Raw genomic sequence first — 16,997 nt, 5'->3', positions numbered from 1 at the left:
AAATCCATTTATTAGTACGCAATTATTCCGCCTCCCGGACTCCTTTTAAATGCAGTTTTTGCATTTTCGGAGATTTTTCTATTTCTAACAACTCGCAAATTAACGGAGCTATTTGTAATTGAGAAACCACTTCTTCATAAATGCCAGGCTGCACTTTTGGTGAAATAATAAACAGTGGTACCTCACGATCAGCCGCCGTATTTCCACCATGATTGCCATCTGCTGTCATTCCATGATCGGCGGTTACGATAATTTGATAGCCTTGTTCAAGCCATGCTGGAATGGAAAGGGCTAATAAACCATCTGTTGCCAACACACGATTGCGATATTGCGGTGAATCTGCTGTAAATTTATGCCCATCATCATCAATATTCATCGGATGAATATACAATAAATCTGGTGTGAATTGTTGCGTTAAATAATGTGCATCCGCAAACACATGCGAGTCTGGATAATGGTCTTCAAAATAGTAACTACCATTTTGAATGACCCCGTCTGAATTTAGCTGAAGACGATCTGTAAAATGCTGAAATGGCGCTTTTTGATACAGTTCACTCACCCAATAATACGCGGCAGCTGCCGTCACTTTTTGTGCAGCTTTTGCTAAATGGAAGATGCTTTCCTCTTTTGACATCCGCACAATATGATTATGGACAATGCCATGCTCAATCGCTGGGGTTCCTGTACAAATTGTTTCATACATTGGACGTGATAGTGCTGGGAGCTCTCCTTTTACCTTATAACGCGCGACTTTTCCTTGTTCTACTAAATGTTGCATGAACCCTAAATGGGTACATGCAACATCAAAACGTAGTGCATCTAGTACAATGACAATGACCTTATTTGACATGGATTAACACCTTCTCCTGCCATAATGTTGGGATTTGAGCAGTCGTCGCTTCCCAAGCACTAAAATCTTTTACTGGATTCGCATTTTTATATAAATCTGCATCTAATAATAATGATTTTGCTTCATCTGATAGTTTTGCATTTTCACGAATCGGACGTGCATAACCTTTTGCTAAGTTGTCTTGTCCTTTATCCGATAAAATATATTCGCGCGTTAACATCGCTGCGTGTGGATTTTTTGCATATTTATTTATAATCGTTGCATACCCCGAAACAACGGATGCGTCAGATGGAATCGTTACATCAAAACGGTCTTTGTCGATTTGCTCACGGTATCCAAGTGCGTTGAAGTCCCATAATAATGCGATTTCAACTTCCCCTTTTTCTAAATTCGCAACGGAAGGATCTGTTGTTAAAAGGCGCCCTTGCTCTGCCAGCTTTGCAAAATATTCAATTCCTGGCTCAATATTTTTTTCATCACCGCCATTTGCAAATGCCGCTGCCAAAATCGCAAATTGTGCCTGGTTTGCTGCTAATGCATCACCAATTGCCACTTTATAGTTTGAATTCAAAAGTTCTTCCCATGAAGTTGGAATTTTCGCTACTTTATTTTTATCTGCTAAAAAAGAAATCGTTCCTGTATAGCCAACAACCCAGTCCCCGTCATCATCCTTTGCCCATTCTGGAATGTCGTCCCAATACGATGTTTTATAAGCTAGCGTTAAATCCTTTTGTTCTGCAATCGGTCCATAGGCAATACCAACATCTCCAATATCCGCCGAAGCATTTGCTTTTTCCGCCTCAAACTTAGCTATTTCCTCCGCGCTCGACATATCTGTGTCTACATGCTTCAAGCTATATTCCGTTCCTAGCCCTTCCCATGTATCCTTCCAGTTTGCCCAAGTATCCGGCATCCCGACTGAATTGATTTTCCCTTCTTGCTTTGCCTTTTCTTCAATTTCCTCTAGCTTCAAATTGCCCAAGTCTTGTGCACTACCTGAATCCACATCATTACTACATGCCGCCAAAGTACATACTGATAAAACTGTTGCCACTAATAAATGATTTCTCCACTTCATGAAAAGACCCCACTTTTGTTTTTTTTTTGAATCTATCCAAACTATACAATTCAAAAGTTAAGCAAAAATAAAACAAAGATTAAGTGTCCATTAAGAATTGTAAATGACTGTTAGATTTGTAAAAATACCATAACCAGAAAACCTAAAATTAATTAACAAATCAAGTATGTAGCATCACAAATGAAACATACTATCTCCATATGCATAAAAAATATTACTTAAAAATATTTAATTTTATGTAACGTTAGTAGACTTCCTACGTCTAATCCCTTTGTAATCAAATAATTAATAAAAGGAGATAATATTATGAAAAAAATGATAGTAATTATGCTAACGATGGTGTTAGTACTAGTAGTTTCGGCATGCTCTGGAAACAAAACTTCTACAACGGATGATAAGACAGCGCCAATTGAGCCAAATGTATCTGCCAAAGAAATGACCGAGCAAATGCTAGCAGAAGTGGAACAACCCGCACTAATGGAATTAACGGCAGAGGATTTGAAGAATGTTTACGATTTAGATGCGGCAAAACTTGAAGATTTCTCCGTTCGAATTCCAATGATGATGGTACATTCGAATGAAATTGCTATCTTTAAAGTGAGAGACGTAAATGATATCGCGGAAGTATTAGCAAAAGTAAAGGGAAGAGCTGAAAATGCCATGAAGTCATTCGAACAATATCTTCCGGATCAATATGAAAATGCAAAGAATCACAAAATCGTAACAAAAGGAAATTATGTATTATTCGTTATTTCTGATCAAGCAGACAAACTAATAACAGTTTATGATCGCTTCTTCACAGAAAAATAAACGACGATGGTATTTAGTAGCCTTCTTTTCCTATTCTTGTTCTTGCCAGCCGTGTTAACGCTTTATTATTGCTCGCCAAGAAAGTTTAAAAACCTCATTTTATTTATAATGAGCCTTATTTTTTATGCATGGGGTGAACCGGTCTACATCGTCATCATGTTAGTGTCTACGCTGACAGATTTTTGTTTCGGTTTGCTCCTAGATAAACCGAATATGACCTCCGTAAAGCGTAAAGCCATTGTTGCATGTTCCATTATTGTGAACCTCTTGCTGTTATCTTATTTTAAATATGCTGATTTTCTCATTCAAAATGTCAATGCGTTACTCGGGACGAATATCCCGTTAACCGATCTGCCTTTGCCTATCGGAATATCCTTTTACACGTTCCAGTCGATGTCTTATATTATCGACGTCTACCGTGGGACAGCAAAAGCACAGCGAAACTGGATAGACTTCGGCACATATGTCGCCCTGTTCCCACAATTAGTAGCAGGGCCGATTGTGAAATATAGCACGATTGCAGAACAGCTAAAACAGCGCACTGAAAATATGAAGATGTTTGCGGAAGGTGTTCGTAGGTTTACCATTGGATTAGCGAAGAAGGTGCTACTTGCCAACAATATCGGCTTGCTATGGGATACCATTTCGAGTTCCAATCCAGCGTCGATGCCTGTGTTAACAGCCTGGTTAGGTATTATCGCATTTGCTTTCCAAATTTATTTTGATTTTAGTGGTTATTCAGATATGGCGATTGGTCTCGGTCTTATGTTTGGTTTCCGATTTAACGAAAATTTCAACAAACCTTATATAGCCCAAAGCATTACTGACTTTTGGCGGAGATGGCATATATCGCTTAGCAGTTGGTTTCGCGAATATGTTTACATTCCGCTTGGTGGGAATCGACGAGGGTTAGCCATTCAAACGCGAAATATTTTAATTGTTTGGATGCTAACAGGCTTTTGGCATGGCGCAAGCTGGAACTTTATACTGTGGGGATTGTATTTTGGTGTCATTCTCATTTTTGAAAAATGGTGGGGATTAGCATTACTTCAACGTGCACCACGCTTTATTAGACATCTTTATGCCATTCTTCTCATTCTTATGGGGTGGGTACTATTTGCCTTTGAAAAACCTTCTTTAATTATTGGCTATTTGGCTGCCATGTGGGGGTTCAATGGTCAAGCTCTGTGGAATAACGAAACAATGTACTTGTTTTATACAAATACCATTTTGCTTATCGTATTAGTCATCGCCTCTTTACCGTTGAAGCGATATCCTAGATTATCAATCGCCCATTTAGCTTGGTATGGATTTCTCTATTTACTTTCGGTTGCCTACTTAGTAGATGCCACATTTAATCCATTTTTATATTTCCGTTTTTAGGGAGGAAGACTTTATGAAGCACATATCAGAGCGATTACTAGTCGTTGGATTTGTTAGTTCGACGTTTCTTATCTCAGTACTTTTCTTCGCTATGCCTCATCATCGTTTTTCTGAACTAGAAAATAGATATTTACAGGCCGCGCCACAACTTACTTGGGATAACTTAGTATCCAAGAAATTTGCTGAAGAGACGGAGCTTTTCATTACAGATCACTTTCCGTTTCGAGACAAGTGGTTATGGATCAAATCAACATCAGAACAAGCCCGATTGCAGCAAGAAAATAACGGTATTTATCAGGGCAAAGATGGCTATTTATTTGAAAAGTTTTTAGAGCCTAATTATATGAAGGTTCAACGCTATGCCGAGTCAGTAAACCAGTTTGCAAGCAATCATCCGACTGTAAAAATGACGTTCATGCTTGCCCCAACATCAATTGGCATCTATCCAGAACGATTACCTTGGTTAGCATCTTCCTATTCTCAAAAGCAGGTCAATCAATTTATCGAGGCAACAATGCAAAACAAATTAGCCTTTATGAATGGCTTTGATTTCTTAGAACAACATGCATCTGAACCGATTTATTATCGGACGGATCATCATTGGACAACATACGGAGCTTATTTGGCTTACGTTGCCTATGCCGAGCAACAAGGATGGCAACCACTTTCTCAAAGTGATTTTTTAATTAAAACAGTGAGTGAGTCATTTCTAGGGAGCTACCATACAAGGGGGCAGTTTACAGGATTAACACCGGATACGATTCAGACTTACACACCTCTTAATCCAGCCTTCACAGAAATATATATCGCCGATTCCGATCAAACTGTGACAAGCATGTATGATGAACGCTTTTTAGCGAAGAAGGATCAATATTCATATTTTCTAGGTGGGGTTCATGCGTTAATAAAATTGACAACGAGACTTGATCCACAACAAGTTACACAAGAAAAGCTACTCGTCATTAAAGACTCTTATGCGCATAATGCTCTCCCATTCCTCACAAATCATATACCCGAAATTCATGTAATTGATTTGCGTTATTATAATGGTAGTATAGGAAATTACTTATCCGAGAATAACATTCAGGATGTGCTGTTTTTATTTAACACAGCTACTTTCATTGAAGAGGCGGCGCTTTTAAAATTAAATTAAGTGGAGATAAGTTAGTCCCGCTCAAATAACCTTTTTCCTTTGTAGTATAACGTCCTTTACTGCCATCACCTAGTTGCCAAATATGCACAACTTGAACTACTCCCACCTACGCTATCGCTTAGAGGAGGGAGATTCTTGGCTGAATATCTCTATTAGATGGAGAATTCACCGAGCTAGCCCCGTAGTCCCTACGGTTTGAAGCCTTAATGCTTCTTGTAGAATATTGATGCTTGCGTTGAGATCTCGGTCATGTTCTGTAAGACATTTTGGACACGTCCATGTGCGGATGGCGAGATTCTTCACGTCTTTATGTTGATAGCCGCAATGTGAACAAAGCTGGCTGGAGGCAAATGTTTTACCTACTCGAATCACCTGTTTGTCGTGCCATTGTGCTTTGTACTCGAGCATATGCGCGAATTCTGACCAGCCCGCGTCACTAATAGCCTTGGCAAGTAGGTGATTCTTTTGCATCTTACTGACACGCAAATCTTCAATTCCGATGATGTCGTGGTTTTTGACAACTTCAGTGGATATTTTGTGTAAGTAATCATGCCGTACATTGCGGATTTTCTCATGAATTTTTGCTACTATTATGCGCTGTTTTTGATAGTTTTTCGCTTCATCTAATGGACAGTTTCGTTTGATGACCCCCTCTTTTTTACAGGCTAAAATGCGTTGTTCTTCTGCTAATTTTGCCTCTAGCTTACGGAAAAACTGCGGGTTGGCGTAGGTTGTACCGTCAGATAACTTTGCGAATTCTTTGAGACCAACATCAATGCCGACGTTTTTCGTTGTTTTTGGGTAGGCTTGGATGTCTGTTTCAGCTAAAACTGCGATGAAATACTTACCTGTGGGGCTTCTTCTAATGGTTATGCTCATGATTTTTCCTGTAATTTCTTTGGATTTTGCGAATTTCACATGACCTAGTTTCGGGAGTTGGATGCGACCTTTGATTATTTTGATATTATCATTCGTCATTTTTGTCGTATAGCTTTGTGTGGGGTTTTTCTTCGATTTAAAACGCGGTGCTTCGTTTTGCTGTTTGAAAAAACGGTCATAGCTATCCGCTAAATGTCGTACTGTTGTTTGAAGGGCAATGCTATCTACTTCTTTTAGCCAGCTTGTTTTTTCTTGTTTTTTTAATGTTGGCAGCATCGCGGAGCATTTTCCATACGACAAGCCTTTACCTGTTTCCTTGTATGTGGCTTGCCACTCAGCAAGACAATGGTTGAAAATGTAGCGACAACAGCCTATTGTTTTATTAATCAATGTCGTCTGTTCCTTTGTCGGATAGAGACGGAATTTATACGCTTTATACGTCAACAATCGGTTCACCTCCATTTCTTACATTCTATCAAACAGAATATACGTTCGCAAGTGTAAGAAAAAACTTTAGGCTACCGCCTACCGACATTCATCTCCCACTTACTCATTTAGCTACACCCTACACATTCCTTGAAGTGGGAGTCTTCTGTCGGATAATGATAAAAAAGCCGAAATGACTTTCCCATCTCGACTCATCCACTTATTCTTTTGGGATTGTTTTACTACCTAATGTTTTCTCAATCCATTCATCTGCTTCTATTTTCATCTCATCTGTAATGGATGTATACACTTTTGCAAGCGCTGCTACAATAATAAATGCATCATCCGTTAATCCTACTAGAGGTAAAAAATCAGCCACGACATCTAATGGCAAAATAAAATAACCGAGCGCACCAAGCATAATTAATTTATTTGCTTTTGACATGTCTGGACTTTTTAATGCTACAAATAATGTTGAAGCAGCTTGCATTGCTTTATAGCCAAGACCCCCACCAAAGCCTTTCATTTTACTGAGAAACTTTTTATCAGAATAATGTTTATCTTGTCCTTCAATCATTTTATCAAATTTAAAATTTTCACTCATGATGATTCTCCCCTCTTTAGAAAACACGCTCTACACTATTTTACCCACTTATTCCAATAGCAAGACAACTTCTTTTCATTAGTATTTACGATTTCTTCATTGAAAAGTTTCATGGGCGTGCGTTATTTCCTCTAAAACTTGCACATAGTTGCTGCAGAATTTTCGCTGGATGAATGACTTCATCATAATAAATAACCGAATTCTTTCTTAATTTTGCATGTCCAATCGGCACTTCATAAAGCTGAGCATTCCGCTGAATCGCTTCGACAAGCATGTTCGTATCAAAGTTAAAAGTCTCCCCCTTGACCTGATATAGCCATGCTAAATGTTGTCGTGGAATATAGCGTAAGCCTGTTTGTATATCGAGCAAACGTTTATGAAAGAATAGTTCAAACAACATCGAGTTAGCGCGGTTTTGGAGTTGATGAAGCACCGAGTAATCCGAATTTTTAAATTCCCGTACACCTAAAATAATACCATCGGAGAAAATTTTCGTGCTCATTATAATTTGCTCTACATCGAGAACAGAATGCTGACCATGTGCCCCGACAGTAACGATTCCTTTACTATGGAATGAGGAATTCAACAAATAGTGAAGCCCCGTTTTAATTGCACGCCCCTTACCGAAATTTTGTTCATGTGTTAAAACGACATGCCCTTTATTATGTAATGTTTCAAACGTCTTTTTATATTTTTCATCACTGCCATCATTAATAATGATAATTTTTTCAATCGCTAACTTTTCAAGCTTTTCAACGAATTCAATAATTGTTGGCAAAGGATTTAATGCCGGGATCAGTACGATGACTGGTTCCATTTTTACACTCCCCTTTATACTAGACCAATTGAATCAAGTTTATCGAGAAATGAGGTTAAATACAATGGTATGCAAAAAGATACATTTGGGTGCGGCTAAAATACTGAAGGTAAGGTAAATCCAAATGAAACGTTTTTTCAGACTTACCTTCTAAGGATTCTCTAAATTATTTCCTTGATTTAGTTGGGTGCGTGCTAAAAAAGCTTAACATAATGGTCAATCCTGCGATCATTCCAAAAACATAGGAATAGGATACAAACGCTTTGAGTACCCAAGTATAAATAGAGAAGTTAAGCATTTTATCTGGCAAAATTCCTAACATTGAAAGTGTAGCTAACAAAGGATAGCCACACAACATAACGAAACTCGGCATTGATACACACCAGAATAAAGATAGATTAATTTTTACTGACCACTTTTTAACAAAAAGCAACGAAAGATAAAAACCAAATAATATTGGATGAACTACATCATACCACCAAACTGGGATTGGATTATATTCAGCCATCGCCGTTTGTTGCATTTGATTTTCAAAATTTAAACTAAACTTAATGAATACAATTAGTCCGATAACCCAAATGATCTTCCAAAAATAAGGACTATATTTCCCCATACAATTCCTCCCCCCTATCAATAGTAACGTATACTATTACTCTTCTATTATAGTTCAACAAGGTTATACTAAAATCCCTTTACGTCGATCGAAGTTTCACTTTATTCATATTCTTCCGATAAAAAGCATAATTAAAAAGATATCACTTATCGAAATCGACTAAATATATGAAAGGAGTGAGTACGTTAATGGTGAATCGCGACTTGCTTACAAATCTTTGCAATGCTATTCCTGAAACTCATCGTCCATTAGCTGAAGCATTACAAGGGGCAGCACGCTATACGATTTCAAATCCTACTCTTTCCTTAAAAAAGTTGAATGTCGCACTTAGTATTATTGTTCGTGATTTATATGAAAAAGAAATGAACAAATCAGGGAAGGGTTCCGATCTTCGTACACTCCTACTTAATAAAGGATTTGCTGAGAAGATTCATCCTCGACGTATGTATTTATTGATGAATTTAATTCAAAAAACAACATTAACATCCTCTAATGCTATCGTCGATACAAAGGCAGCAAAAATCGCACTTGATTACTTAATTGATTTAACTACTTGGTATATAAAACACTTAACAAGAGGAGCGAAACTTGCTCAGGCCGCTTATTTTGATTTAGATGAAATGCAAACAGCACCTCAACGAACGAAACTTGATTTTCCAAAGCATGATTATGAAGATGCAGCACGTTGGTTTTTAGATTCTGCTAATAATGGGGACAGTAACGCCCAGTATAATCTCGGATTTTTATATAATCATGGAAATGGCGTGAGAAAGAATTATCTCGTAGCTGCCAAGTGGTATACACGCGCAGCAGAGCAAAATGATGCAAATGCGCAATATGCACTTGGTGTGTTGTATCAATTGGGGCAAGGGGTTGACCAGGATGTGCGAAAAGCAGCCGAGCTCTATGACTTAGCAGCTCATGCTGGTAATGCTGATGCACAGTACAACCTCGGCTCCCTTTACAATCAAGGGCATGGCGTCGAACAAAATTTCCAAAAAGCAGCGCATTGGTATGAAAAAGCAGCAACGCAAAGGAATACAAGTGCACTAAATAACCTCGGCTTTCTATACCATGATGGCAATGGGGTCGAACAAAGCTTTGCGCAAGCCGCCACGCTCTTTACCGAAGCAGCCACTGCGGGAGATGCGAGTGCCCAGTATAATCTTGGTTATTTATTTAAGAATGGGCGTGGGGTTGAGCAGTCGTTTAAACAAGCGGCAAAGTGGTTTTTAACAGCAGCGATGCAAGGACATACAAACGCACAATTCCAATTAGCCCTCCTTTATAAATCTGGGCAAGGCATACAAAAAAATGAAGAAGAAGCGTTAAAATGGCTCACACTTGCCGCGAATAGCGGGCATATAAATGCACAATATTCACTTGGACTTATTTATAAACAACAAAATACAAAGCATTCCATTTCTTTAGCGATTGAGTGGCTTTCAAAAGCAGCAGCTAGCGAACATATTAGTGCCAACTATGATCTTGGTATCATTTATTTATCGCTTGGGCAATTGGACAGTGCTCATAAATGGTTAAAACGTGCAGCTAGACAAAACCATGCACAAGCACAATTTCAATTAGCAATGCTCGCTTTAGATGGGGAAAATAATTTACCGAATTATAATGAAGCATTCAAATGGTTGCAGGCAGCCACAAGTCAAAATGATGCCAATGCAGAATTTCAGCTTGGTTTACTTTATGAGCAAGGTCTAGGTACCACGCTCAACTATGATGAAGCACGACATTGCTATCGTCTTGCCGCAGAACAAGGACATATCGAAGCTCAGTATAAGCTTGGCAATATTTTTGATAAAGGACTCGGAGTGAAGCGGGATTATCAGGAAGCAGCAAAATGGATCCTACGTGCTGCTAATAAAGGTTTTGCAAAAGCACAATTTCAACTAGCTCAAATGCATGCGAACGGTGAAGGAGTCGCACATGACTATAAAGAAGCTGCCAAATGGTATCGCCTTGCCGCACAACAAGGACATGTTAAAGCGCAATTCCAACTAGGGATGCTTTACAAAAAAGGACAAGGTGTCGCCCAAGACTATACAGAGGCTACACGTTGGTTAAAACAATCGATCGAACAAGAAATGTAAAAAAAGCTGGCAAAGAGGAAATCCTCCTTTGCCAGCTTCTTATTTATGCTTTTACCACTTGTGCAATTTGCTCATGAAAAGCTTGTAGTGCTTGATCTACATTAACTGTGTGATTTTGCTCTTGCAATGCTTCACCAATCACCACAATTGCCTGCTCGAGCATTGAAGCTGTTGTATTCCCCATATGCCCGATACGGAATGCCTTACCCGCAAGATGCGCTAATGAACCAGCTACAATAATCCCTCGTTCAGCTAAACTTGCACGAAATGCACCATCTTCAACGCCTTCTGGATATAAAATACAACTTAATGTTGGAGCAGCAACAGACTCATCTGCTAACGGCGTCATGCCGTATGAACGAAGCGCTGCACGAACCGCTTTTCCAAATGCGATGTGGCGTGCTTCACGTGCTTCCATTCCTTCCGCTAAAACGATTTTTAATGCTGCGTCATAAGCGTAAATTAAATTTACTGGTGGAGTAGCAAAATACGTTGCTGGATTGTCCATTACCCCTCTCCAACAATTAATATCTGCATAATAAGCCGGAATTTGGCCTAATGCTTCACGCGCTGCTAATGCTTGCTCACTAAATGCAATAATTGCAAGGCCTGGTGGAATACCAATCGCTTTTTGTGAGCCCGTTAACACAACATCAATTTTATAAGCTTCATTATTCCCATATGCTTTGCTCATATCTTCTTCAAGCGCAGCCGTCGCCACAACGCCATCGACAATGACAAGTGCACCCGCATCTTTAATAATTGGGACTAATGCTTCTAAATCTGACATGACCCCCGTTGACGTATCTGCATGTGTAATTGTTACTGCTTTAAATGTGTTCGTTTTTAATGTTTCTGCGACTAACTGTGGGTCTACACGTTCACCCCATGCAGATTGTAAAACTTCTACTTCAATACCGAATGCATTGGCAAGTGGTGTAAAGCGATCCCCGAAATAGCCATGGCTAATGACTAGAAGACGCTCCCCTTTTCCGACCGTGTTAACAATCGCCATTTCCATTGCCAATGTACCTGAACCCGCTACTACATACACTTCACTCTTTGTATTGAATAACTTTTTTGTTTGCTCAATGGCATTTTTAAAAATAGCGACAAAGCGCGGATCTGTATGACCACGTGTTTCACTCGCAAGCGCATCATAAATTTCATCAACAACAGGTGTCGGTCCTGGTACAAGCAATAATTCTCGATTCTTCATTTTTTTATCCCCTTTATAATTGTCCTATTTTTAAAAATAGAAAATGTCCTTCTAGCCCCATCCCGACTAAAAAGACATTTCCTATTCAATAACTGTTACAAAACTTTATAATAACCCCTAAGTTTTAACTGTCTATTTAATTGGAGGCAATCCAATTATATTTGCCCTAAATCGCGTTCCAATTCGATTTAGCCGTATAGTAGATAACTGTTAAGATAAATACCTATTCAAAATTTCCTTCCACCATTTAAAATTGAACTAGTCCGTCGTTTCGGCATATCGACTTCCCCGCTTGTTCCCCAACAGCGGTCTCGCATTTTAAAAAACTTCTGAAAGATTTTGATTAAATGTTTTATATATAGTGATTCCCCTGTTAATTAAATAATAAATATTTAATCAATCACTATTTTATATTTCTCCCCACTCATTAGAGAATGGGGAGCTTTTTATTAATTAAACGAATTGCTCAGTTTCTGTAGATCCTGCCATTGCTGTTGTTGATGATGTACCACCAGAGATAACTTGTGATACGTCGTCAAAATAACCAGTACCCACTTCACGTTGGTGACGAGTAGCTGTATAACCTTTTGATTCTGAAGCAAATTCAGCTTGTTGTAATTTAGAGTATGCTGCCATGCCGTTATCTTTATAGTCATGTGCAAGCTCGAACATAGAGTGGTTTAATGAGTGGAAACCAGCTAATGTTACGAACTGGAACTTGTAACCCATTTTACCTAGTTCACGTTGGTACTCAGCAATTACATCTTCAGAAAGGTTTGCTTTCCAGTTGAATGATGGTGAGCAGTTGTAAGCAAGCATTTTCCCTGGGAACTGTGCATGGATTGCATCCGCAAATTCACGAGCCTCCTCAAGAGATGGCTTAGATGTTTCACACCAGATTAAATCAGCGTATGGTGCATAAGCTAAACCACGAGCGATTGCTTGTTTGATACCTGGATTTGTACGGAAGAAGCCTTCTGGTGTACGTTCGCCAGTGATGAACTCAGCATCGCGTGGATCGATATCAGATGTAACCATATCAGCTGCATCAGCATCCGTACGAGCGATTAAGATTGTATCAACGCCCATTGTGTCTGCCGCAAGACGAGCAGCGATTAAGTTACGTACTGCGTTTTGAGTTGGTAGTAATACTTTACCACCTAAGTGACCGCATTTTTTCTCAGAAGCTAATTGGTCTTCTAAGTGTACGCCTGCAGCACCTGCTTCGATCATACCTTTTACTAGCTCGAATACGTTCAGTGGACCACCGAAACCAGCTTCAGCATCTGCTACGATTGGTGCGAACCAGTCAAACTCATCTTCACGACCTTCAGCATGATCAATTTGGTCAGCACGTTGTAGCGCTTGGTTAATACGTTTAACTACTTGTGGTACAGAGTTTGCTGGGTATAAAGATTGGTCAGGATACATTTGACCTGCAATGTTCGCATCAGCAGCTACTTGCCATCCTGATAAATAGATTGCTTTTAATCCTGCTTTTACTTGTTGAATTGCTTGGTTCCCCGTAAGCGCACCTAATGCATTGATAAATGGCTCTTCATGTAAAGAGTTCCATAAACGTTTAGCCCCGCGTGTTGCTAAAGTTTGCTCAAGTACTACTGACCCCTGTAATTTAACTACCTCTTCTGCTGAATATGCACGTTCGATACCATTCCAGCGTGAGTTTTCTGCCCAATCTTTTTGTAAAGCCTCAATTTTCTGTTGACGAGTTGACATGTTAAATTTCCACCTTCCGATTTGTGTTTGTAGAAAAAACATTCTGCTATGAAAATTGTTACCCCTCTGTTCCATAACAGTTATCCTTGATGTAATATACTATATAACAGTTAATTTAAATTTTCATTATTTTCCGACAAAACAGTTTATTTTTATGATAGAATATACTTTTTATGGGATGGATTACTAAAACATGGATAATACAGAGGGGGATAATTCACGATGATTTTTGAGGATATAAAAATGAGTACAGAGGAAATTGAACAATTTAATACTATTTTAGAAGAGTGGATTCCAAGCGATGCATCTATCGCCATTGCATTTCAGGATACGTTTGTTTACTTTCGTTCAGGACATCAAAAGATTCATTTAGCAATCGGCTCCAAGGTTCCAACAGATAGCATCGCGTATAAAGTAATACAGACTAGAAAGAAAACCGATGCCATCATGGAAAATCTGATGTTTGAAACACCTTATTATGCGATCGGATATCCAATCATCGTTAATGGCGAGTTTGGAGCGCTCGTTGTAGTCCTGCCTCCATTATTCAATATACAGTGTCCTGAACCATATCGATTTATTACAGGTAAACAAGCAGAGGATTGGATTCCAATTCCAATAGAACAAATATCTCATTTTGAAAGTTTACAAAAAAGAACTTGGTTTTATAAAGATGGAGAACAATATAAAACATCTGTCACTTTAAAAGAATTACAAACACGCTTACCTGATACATTCACTCGTATTCATCGTTCTTATATTGTTAATATTTGCTCTATAAAAAGGATAACGCGTGACCTTACATCAAACTTTATTGTGCTTTTAAATGATGATACTGAACTTCCTGTAAGCCAATCATATATAAATAATTTACGCGCGCTGTTGGAGTTTTAACTTTTTGGCCCTTTTCGTGAAATTCATTTAACGTCTTCATTTCATTTAAGCGCTTGGAGAAACTAAAGAAAATAAAATGTCCACTACTAAAATTGAATTTCAGTAGTGGACATTTTATTTAGTAAAAGATCTATTATTCATTAGATAAGTTTGACCGAATAGAAAAAACCACTGATTTCTCAGTGGTTTTAAGTGTGCCTAGCGATGTCCTACTCTCACAGGGGGAAGCCCCCAACTACCATCGGCGCTAAAGAGCTTAACTTCCGTGTTCGGTATGGGAACGGGTGTGACCTCTTTGCCATCATCACTAGACTATTTTAAAAGACAAGATTTATTATATCATTTTTACTAATAAAATCAAGTGATTTTTAGTAAAAAAATAAATTTTATTCTTTCAAAACTGGATAAACGTTTCATTGAATTGTGCAATAAATTGTGGTTAAGTCCTCGACCGATTAGTATTCGTCAGCTCCATATGTCGCCACACTTCCACCTCGAACCTATCTACCTGATCGTCTTTCAGGGGTCTTACTTACTTGCGTAATGGGAAATCTCATCTTGAGGGGGGCTTCATGCTTAGATGCTTTCAGCACTTATCCCGTCCACACATAGCTACCCAGCGATGCTCTTGGCAGAACAACTGGTACACCAGCGGTGTGTCCATCCCGGTCCTCTCGTACTAAGGACAGCTCCTCTCAAATTTCCTACGCCCACGACGGATAGGGACCGAACTGTCTCACGACGTTCTGAACCCAGCTCGCGTACCGCTTTAATGGGCGAACAGCCCAACCCTTGGGACCGACTACAGCCCCAGGATGCGATGAGCCGACATCGAGGTGCCAAACCTCCCCGTCGATGTGGACTCTTGGGGGAGATAAGCCTGTTATCCCCGGGGTAGCTTTTATCCGTTGAGCGATGGCCCTTCCATGCGGAACCACCGGATCACTAAGCCCGTCTTTCGACCCTGCTCGACTTGTAGGTCTCGCAGTCAAGCTCCCTTATGCCTTTACACTCTACGAATGATTTCCAACCATTCTGAGGGAACCTTTGGGCGCCTCCGTTACTCTTTAGGAGGCGACCGCCCCAGTCAAACTGTCCGCCTGACACTGTCTCCTACCCCGTTAAGGGGCATGGGTTAGAAGTTCAATACAACCAGGGTAGTATCCCACTGACGCCTCCTTCGAAGCTGGCGCTCCGAGATCTCTGGCTCCTACCTATCCTGTACAAGTTGTACCAAAATTCAATATCAGGCTACAGTAAAGCTCCACGGGGTCTTTCCGTCCTGTCGCGGGTAACCTGCATCTTCACAGGTACTATAATTTCACCGAGTCTCTCGTTGAGACAGTGCCCAGATCGTTACGCCTTTCGTGCGGGTCGGAACTTACCCGACAAGGAATTTCGCTACCTTAGGACCGTTATAGTTACGGCCGCCGTTTACTGGGGCTTCAATTCGTAGCTTCGCTTGCGCTAACCACTCCTCTTAACCTTCCAGCACCGGGCAGGCGTCAGCCCCTATACTTCACCTTACGGTTTTGCAGAGACCTGTGTTTTTGCTAAACAGTCGCCTGGGCCTATTCACTGCGGCTCTCATGCGCTTGCACGCTCAAGAGCACCCCTTCTCCCGAAGTTACGGGGTCATTTTGCCGAGTTCCTTAACGAGAGTTCTCTCGCACACCTTAGGATTCTCTCCTCGACTACCTGTGTCGGTTTGCGGTACGGGCACCTCTCACCTCGATAGAGGCTTTTCTTGGCAGTGTGAAATCAGGAACTTCGTCCATACGGACTCGTCATCACAGCTCAACGTATTAGTGTGCGGATTTGCCTACACACACGCCTTACTGCTTGAACAGAGACAACCAACGCTCTGCTTACCCTATCCTACTGCGTCCCCCCATTTCTCAAACGGTGAGGAGGTGGTACAGGAATATCAACCTGTTGTCCATCGCCTACGCCTATCGGCCTCGGCTTAGGTCCCGACTAACCCTGAGCGGACGAGCCTTCCTCAGGAAACCTTAGTCATACGGTGGACGGGATTCTCACCCGTCTTTCGCTACTCATACCGGCATTCTCACTTCTAAGCGCTCCACCAGTCCTTCCGGTCTGACTTCAACGCCCTTAGAACGCTCTCCTACCACGCATCCATACGGATGCATCCACAGCTTCGGTGAATCGTTTAGCCCCGATAAATTTTCGGCGCAGCGTCACTCGACCAGTGAGCTATTACGCACTCTTTAAATGATGGCTGCTTCTGAGCCAACATCCTGGTTGTCTAAGCAACGCCACATCCTTTTCCACTTAACGATTACTTTGGGACCTTAGCTGGTGGTCTGGGCTGTTTCCCTCTTGACTACGGATCTTATCACTCGCAGTCTGACTCCCGTGTATAAATATCTGGCATTCGGAGTTTGTCTGAATTCGGTAAAGCG

Annotated in this window: 13 protein-coding genes and 2 rRNA genes (1 of these 15 only partly in view); 5 read left to right on the top strand and 10 right to left on the bottom strand. The window is 40.3% G+C overall.

Translation table 11 applies throughout. From position 1 onward, the window contains the following. Positions 1-22 precede the first annotated feature (22 nt). Both MHI10_RS00640 and MHI10_RS00635 read right to left on the bottom strand, forming a co-directional pair. Positions 23-850: an alkaline phosphatase family protein gene (locus tag MHI10_RS00640; protein ID WP_340782048.1), complete on the bottom strand. Its 828-nt coding sequence runs from the start codon at positions 848-850 to the stop codon at positions 23-25. After that, entirely contained in the window at positions 840-1,928 is a 1,089-nt protein-coding gene (locus MHI10_RS00635) for an ABC transporter substrate-binding protein (RefSeq protein ID WP_340782047.1), read from the bottom strand. Before MHI10_RS00635 ends, MHI10_RS00640 begins: the two co-directional genes overlap by 11 nt. Before the next feature lie 306 nt (positions 1,929-2,234). Here MHI10_RS00635 and MHI10_RS00630 point away from each other — a divergent pair, with 306 nt between their 5' ends. From MHI10_RS00630 to MHI10_RS00620, 3 genes are read left to right on the top strand one after another with little or no spacing between them, the layout of a single operon-like run. Then, positions 2,235-2,738 (top strand): DUF4358 domain-containing protein, encoded by a 504-nt coding sequence (locus MHI10_RS00630; protein ID WP_340782046.1) that lies wholly within the window; start codon positions 2,235-2,237, stop codon positions 2,736-2,738. 6 nt (positions 2,739-2,744) lie between these two features. Next, on the top strand, positions 2,745-4,121 hold the full coding sequence (locus MHI10_RS00625; protein ID WP_340782045.1) for an MBOAT family O-acyltransferase: 1,377 nt from the start codon (positions 2,745-2,747) through the stop codon (positions 4,119-4,121). A 13-nt stretch (positions 4,122-4,134) separates the two neighbouring features. Beyond that, complete coding sequence (locus tag MHI10_RS00620; RefSeq protein ID WP_340782044.1) at positions 4,135-5,274, top strand: DHHW family protein; 1,140 nt, start codon at positions 4,135-4,137, stop codon at positions 5,272-5,274. Between the two features lie 165 nt (positions 5,275-5,439). Here MHI10_RS00620 and tnpB read toward each other — a convergent pair whose 3' ends face one another. The 4 genes from tnpB to MHI10_RS00600 all read right to left on the bottom strand — a co-directional run bounded on the left by tnpB (position 5,440) and on the right by MHI10_RS00600 (position 8,613). Beyond that, the gene (tnpB, locus tag MHI10_RS00615; protein WP_340782042.1) at positions 5,440-6,615 is read right to left on the bottom strand and encodes an IS200/IS605 family element RNA-guided endonuclease TnpB; all 1,176 of its coding nucleotides are present in this window, start codon (positions 6,613-6,615) and stop codon (positions 5,440-5,442) included. Between the two features lie 184 nt (positions 6,616-6,799). Beyond that, entirely contained in the window at positions 6,800-7,183 is a 384-nt protein-coding gene (locus MHI10_RS00610) for a YkvA family protein (RefSeq protein ID WP_340782041.1), read from the bottom strand. Positions 7,184-7,292: 109 nt separating this feature from the next. Continuing rightward, entirely contained in the window at positions 7,293-8,000 is a 708-nt protein-coding gene (locus MHI10_RS00605) for a glycosyltransferase family 2 protein (RefSeq protein WP_340782040.1), read from the bottom strand. 166 nt (positions 8,001-8,166) lie between these two features. Further along, a complete protein-coding gene (locus MHI10_RS00600) occupies positions 8,167-8,613 on the bottom strand; it encodes a hypothetical protein (protein ID WP_340782039.1) in 447 nt (148 codons plus the stop codon). A 188-nt stretch (positions 8,614-8,801) separates the two neighbouring features. On the opposite strand from MHI10_RS00600, the gene MHI10_RS00595 reads away from it, so the two are divergent. Next, positions 8,802-10,721, top strand: coding sequence for a tetratricopeptide repeat protein (locus MHI10_RS00595; RefSeq protein WP_340782038.1), 1,920 nt, complete (start codon positions 8,802-8,804; stop codon positions 10,719-10,721). 43 nt (positions 10,722-10,764) lie between these two features. Here the strand turns inward: MHI10_RS00595 and MHI10_RS00590 are convergent, their stop codons facing one another. After that, positions 10,765-11,940 (bottom strand): pyridoxal-phosphate-dependent aminotransferase family protein, encoded by a 1,176-nt coding sequence (locus tag MHI10_RS00590; protein ID WP_340782037.1) that lies wholly within the window; start codon positions 11,938-11,940, stop codon positions 10,765-10,767. Between the two features lie 453 nt (positions 11,941-12,393). Further along, positions 12,394-13,677, bottom strand: coding sequence for an isocitrate lyase (aceA, locus tag MHI10_RS00585; RefSeq protein WP_340782036.1), 1,284 nt, complete (start codon positions 13,675-13,677; stop codon positions 12,394-12,396). Positions 13,678-13,899: 222 nt separating this feature from the next. Between aceA and MHI10_RS00580 the strand changes: the two genes are divergently transcribed. Next, complete coding sequence (locus MHI10_RS00580) at positions 13,900-14,571, top strand: LytR/AlgR family response regulator transcription factor (protein WP_340782034.1); 672 nt, start codon at positions 13,900-13,902, stop codon at positions 14,569-14,571. Between the two features lie 196 nt (positions 14,572-14,767). Here MHI10_RS00580 and rrf read toward each other — a convergent pair. After that, a 5S ribosomal RNA gene (gene rrf, locus MHI10_RS00575) occupies positions 14,768-14,883 on the bottom strand. 123 nt (positions 14,884-15,006) lie between these two features. Then, positions 15,007-16,997 (bottom strand): 23S ribosomal RNA (locus tag MHI10_RS00570) (it continues 936 nt past the right edge of the window).

Origin of the sequence: Solibacillus sp. FSL K6-1523 (assembly GCF_038005225.1) — a bacterium.
Taxonomy (GTDB): Bacteria; Bacillota; Bacilli; order Bacillales_A; family Planococcaceae; genus Solibacillus.
This window is presented reverse-complemented; position numbering and strand designations above follow the sequence as displayed.

Coding starts and splice junctions, on each gene's coding strand:
- MHI10_RS00640 (WP_340782048.1), bottom strand. CDS start 850: ATGTCAAATAAGGTCATTGTCATTGTACTAGATGCACTACGTTTTGAT.
- MHI10_RS00635 (WP_340782047.1), bottom strand. CDS start 1,928: ATGAAGTGGAGAAATCATTTATTAGTGGCAACAGTTTTATCAGTATGT.
- MHI10_RS00630 (WP_340782046.1), top strand. CDS start 2,235: ATGAAAAAAATGATAGTAATTATGCTAACGATGGTGTTAGTACTAGTA.
- MHI10_RS00625 (WP_340782045.1), top strand. CDS start 2,745: ATGGTATTTAGTAGCCTTCTTTTCCTATTCTTGTTCTTGCCAGCCGTG.
- MHI10_RS00620 (WP_340782044.1), top strand. CDS start 4,135: ATGAAGCACATATCAGAGCGATTACTAGTCGTTGGATTTGTTAGTTCG.
- tnpB (WP_340782042.1), bottom strand. CDS start 6,615: ATGGAGGTGAACCGATTGTTGACGTATAAAGCGTATAAATTCCGTCTC.
- MHI10_RS00610 (WP_340782041.1), bottom strand. CDS start 7,183: ATGAGTGAAAATTTTAAATTTGATAAAATGATTGAAGGACAAGATAAA.
- MHI10_RS00605 (WP_340782040.1), bottom strand. CDS start 8,000: ATGGAACCAGTCATCGTACTGATCCCGGCATTAAATCCTTTGCCAACA.
- MHI10_RS00600 (WP_340782039.1), bottom strand. CDS start 8,613: ATGGGGAAATATAGTCCTTATTTTTGGAAGATCATTTGGGTTATCGGA.
- MHI10_RS00595 (WP_340782038.1), top strand. CDS start 8,802: ATGGTGAATCGCGACTTGCTTACAAATCTTTGCAATGCTATTCCTGAA.
- MHI10_RS00590 (WP_340782037.1), bottom strand. CDS start 11,940: ATGAAGAATCGAGAATTATTGCTTGTACCAGGACCGACACCTGTTGTT.
- aceA (WP_340782036.1), bottom strand. CDS start 13,677: ATGTCAACTCGTCAACAGAAAATTGAGGCTTTACAAAAAGATTGGGCA.
- MHI10_RS00580 (WP_340782034.1), top strand. CDS start 13,900: ATGATTTTTGAGGATATAAAAATGAGTACAGAGGAAATTGAACAATTT.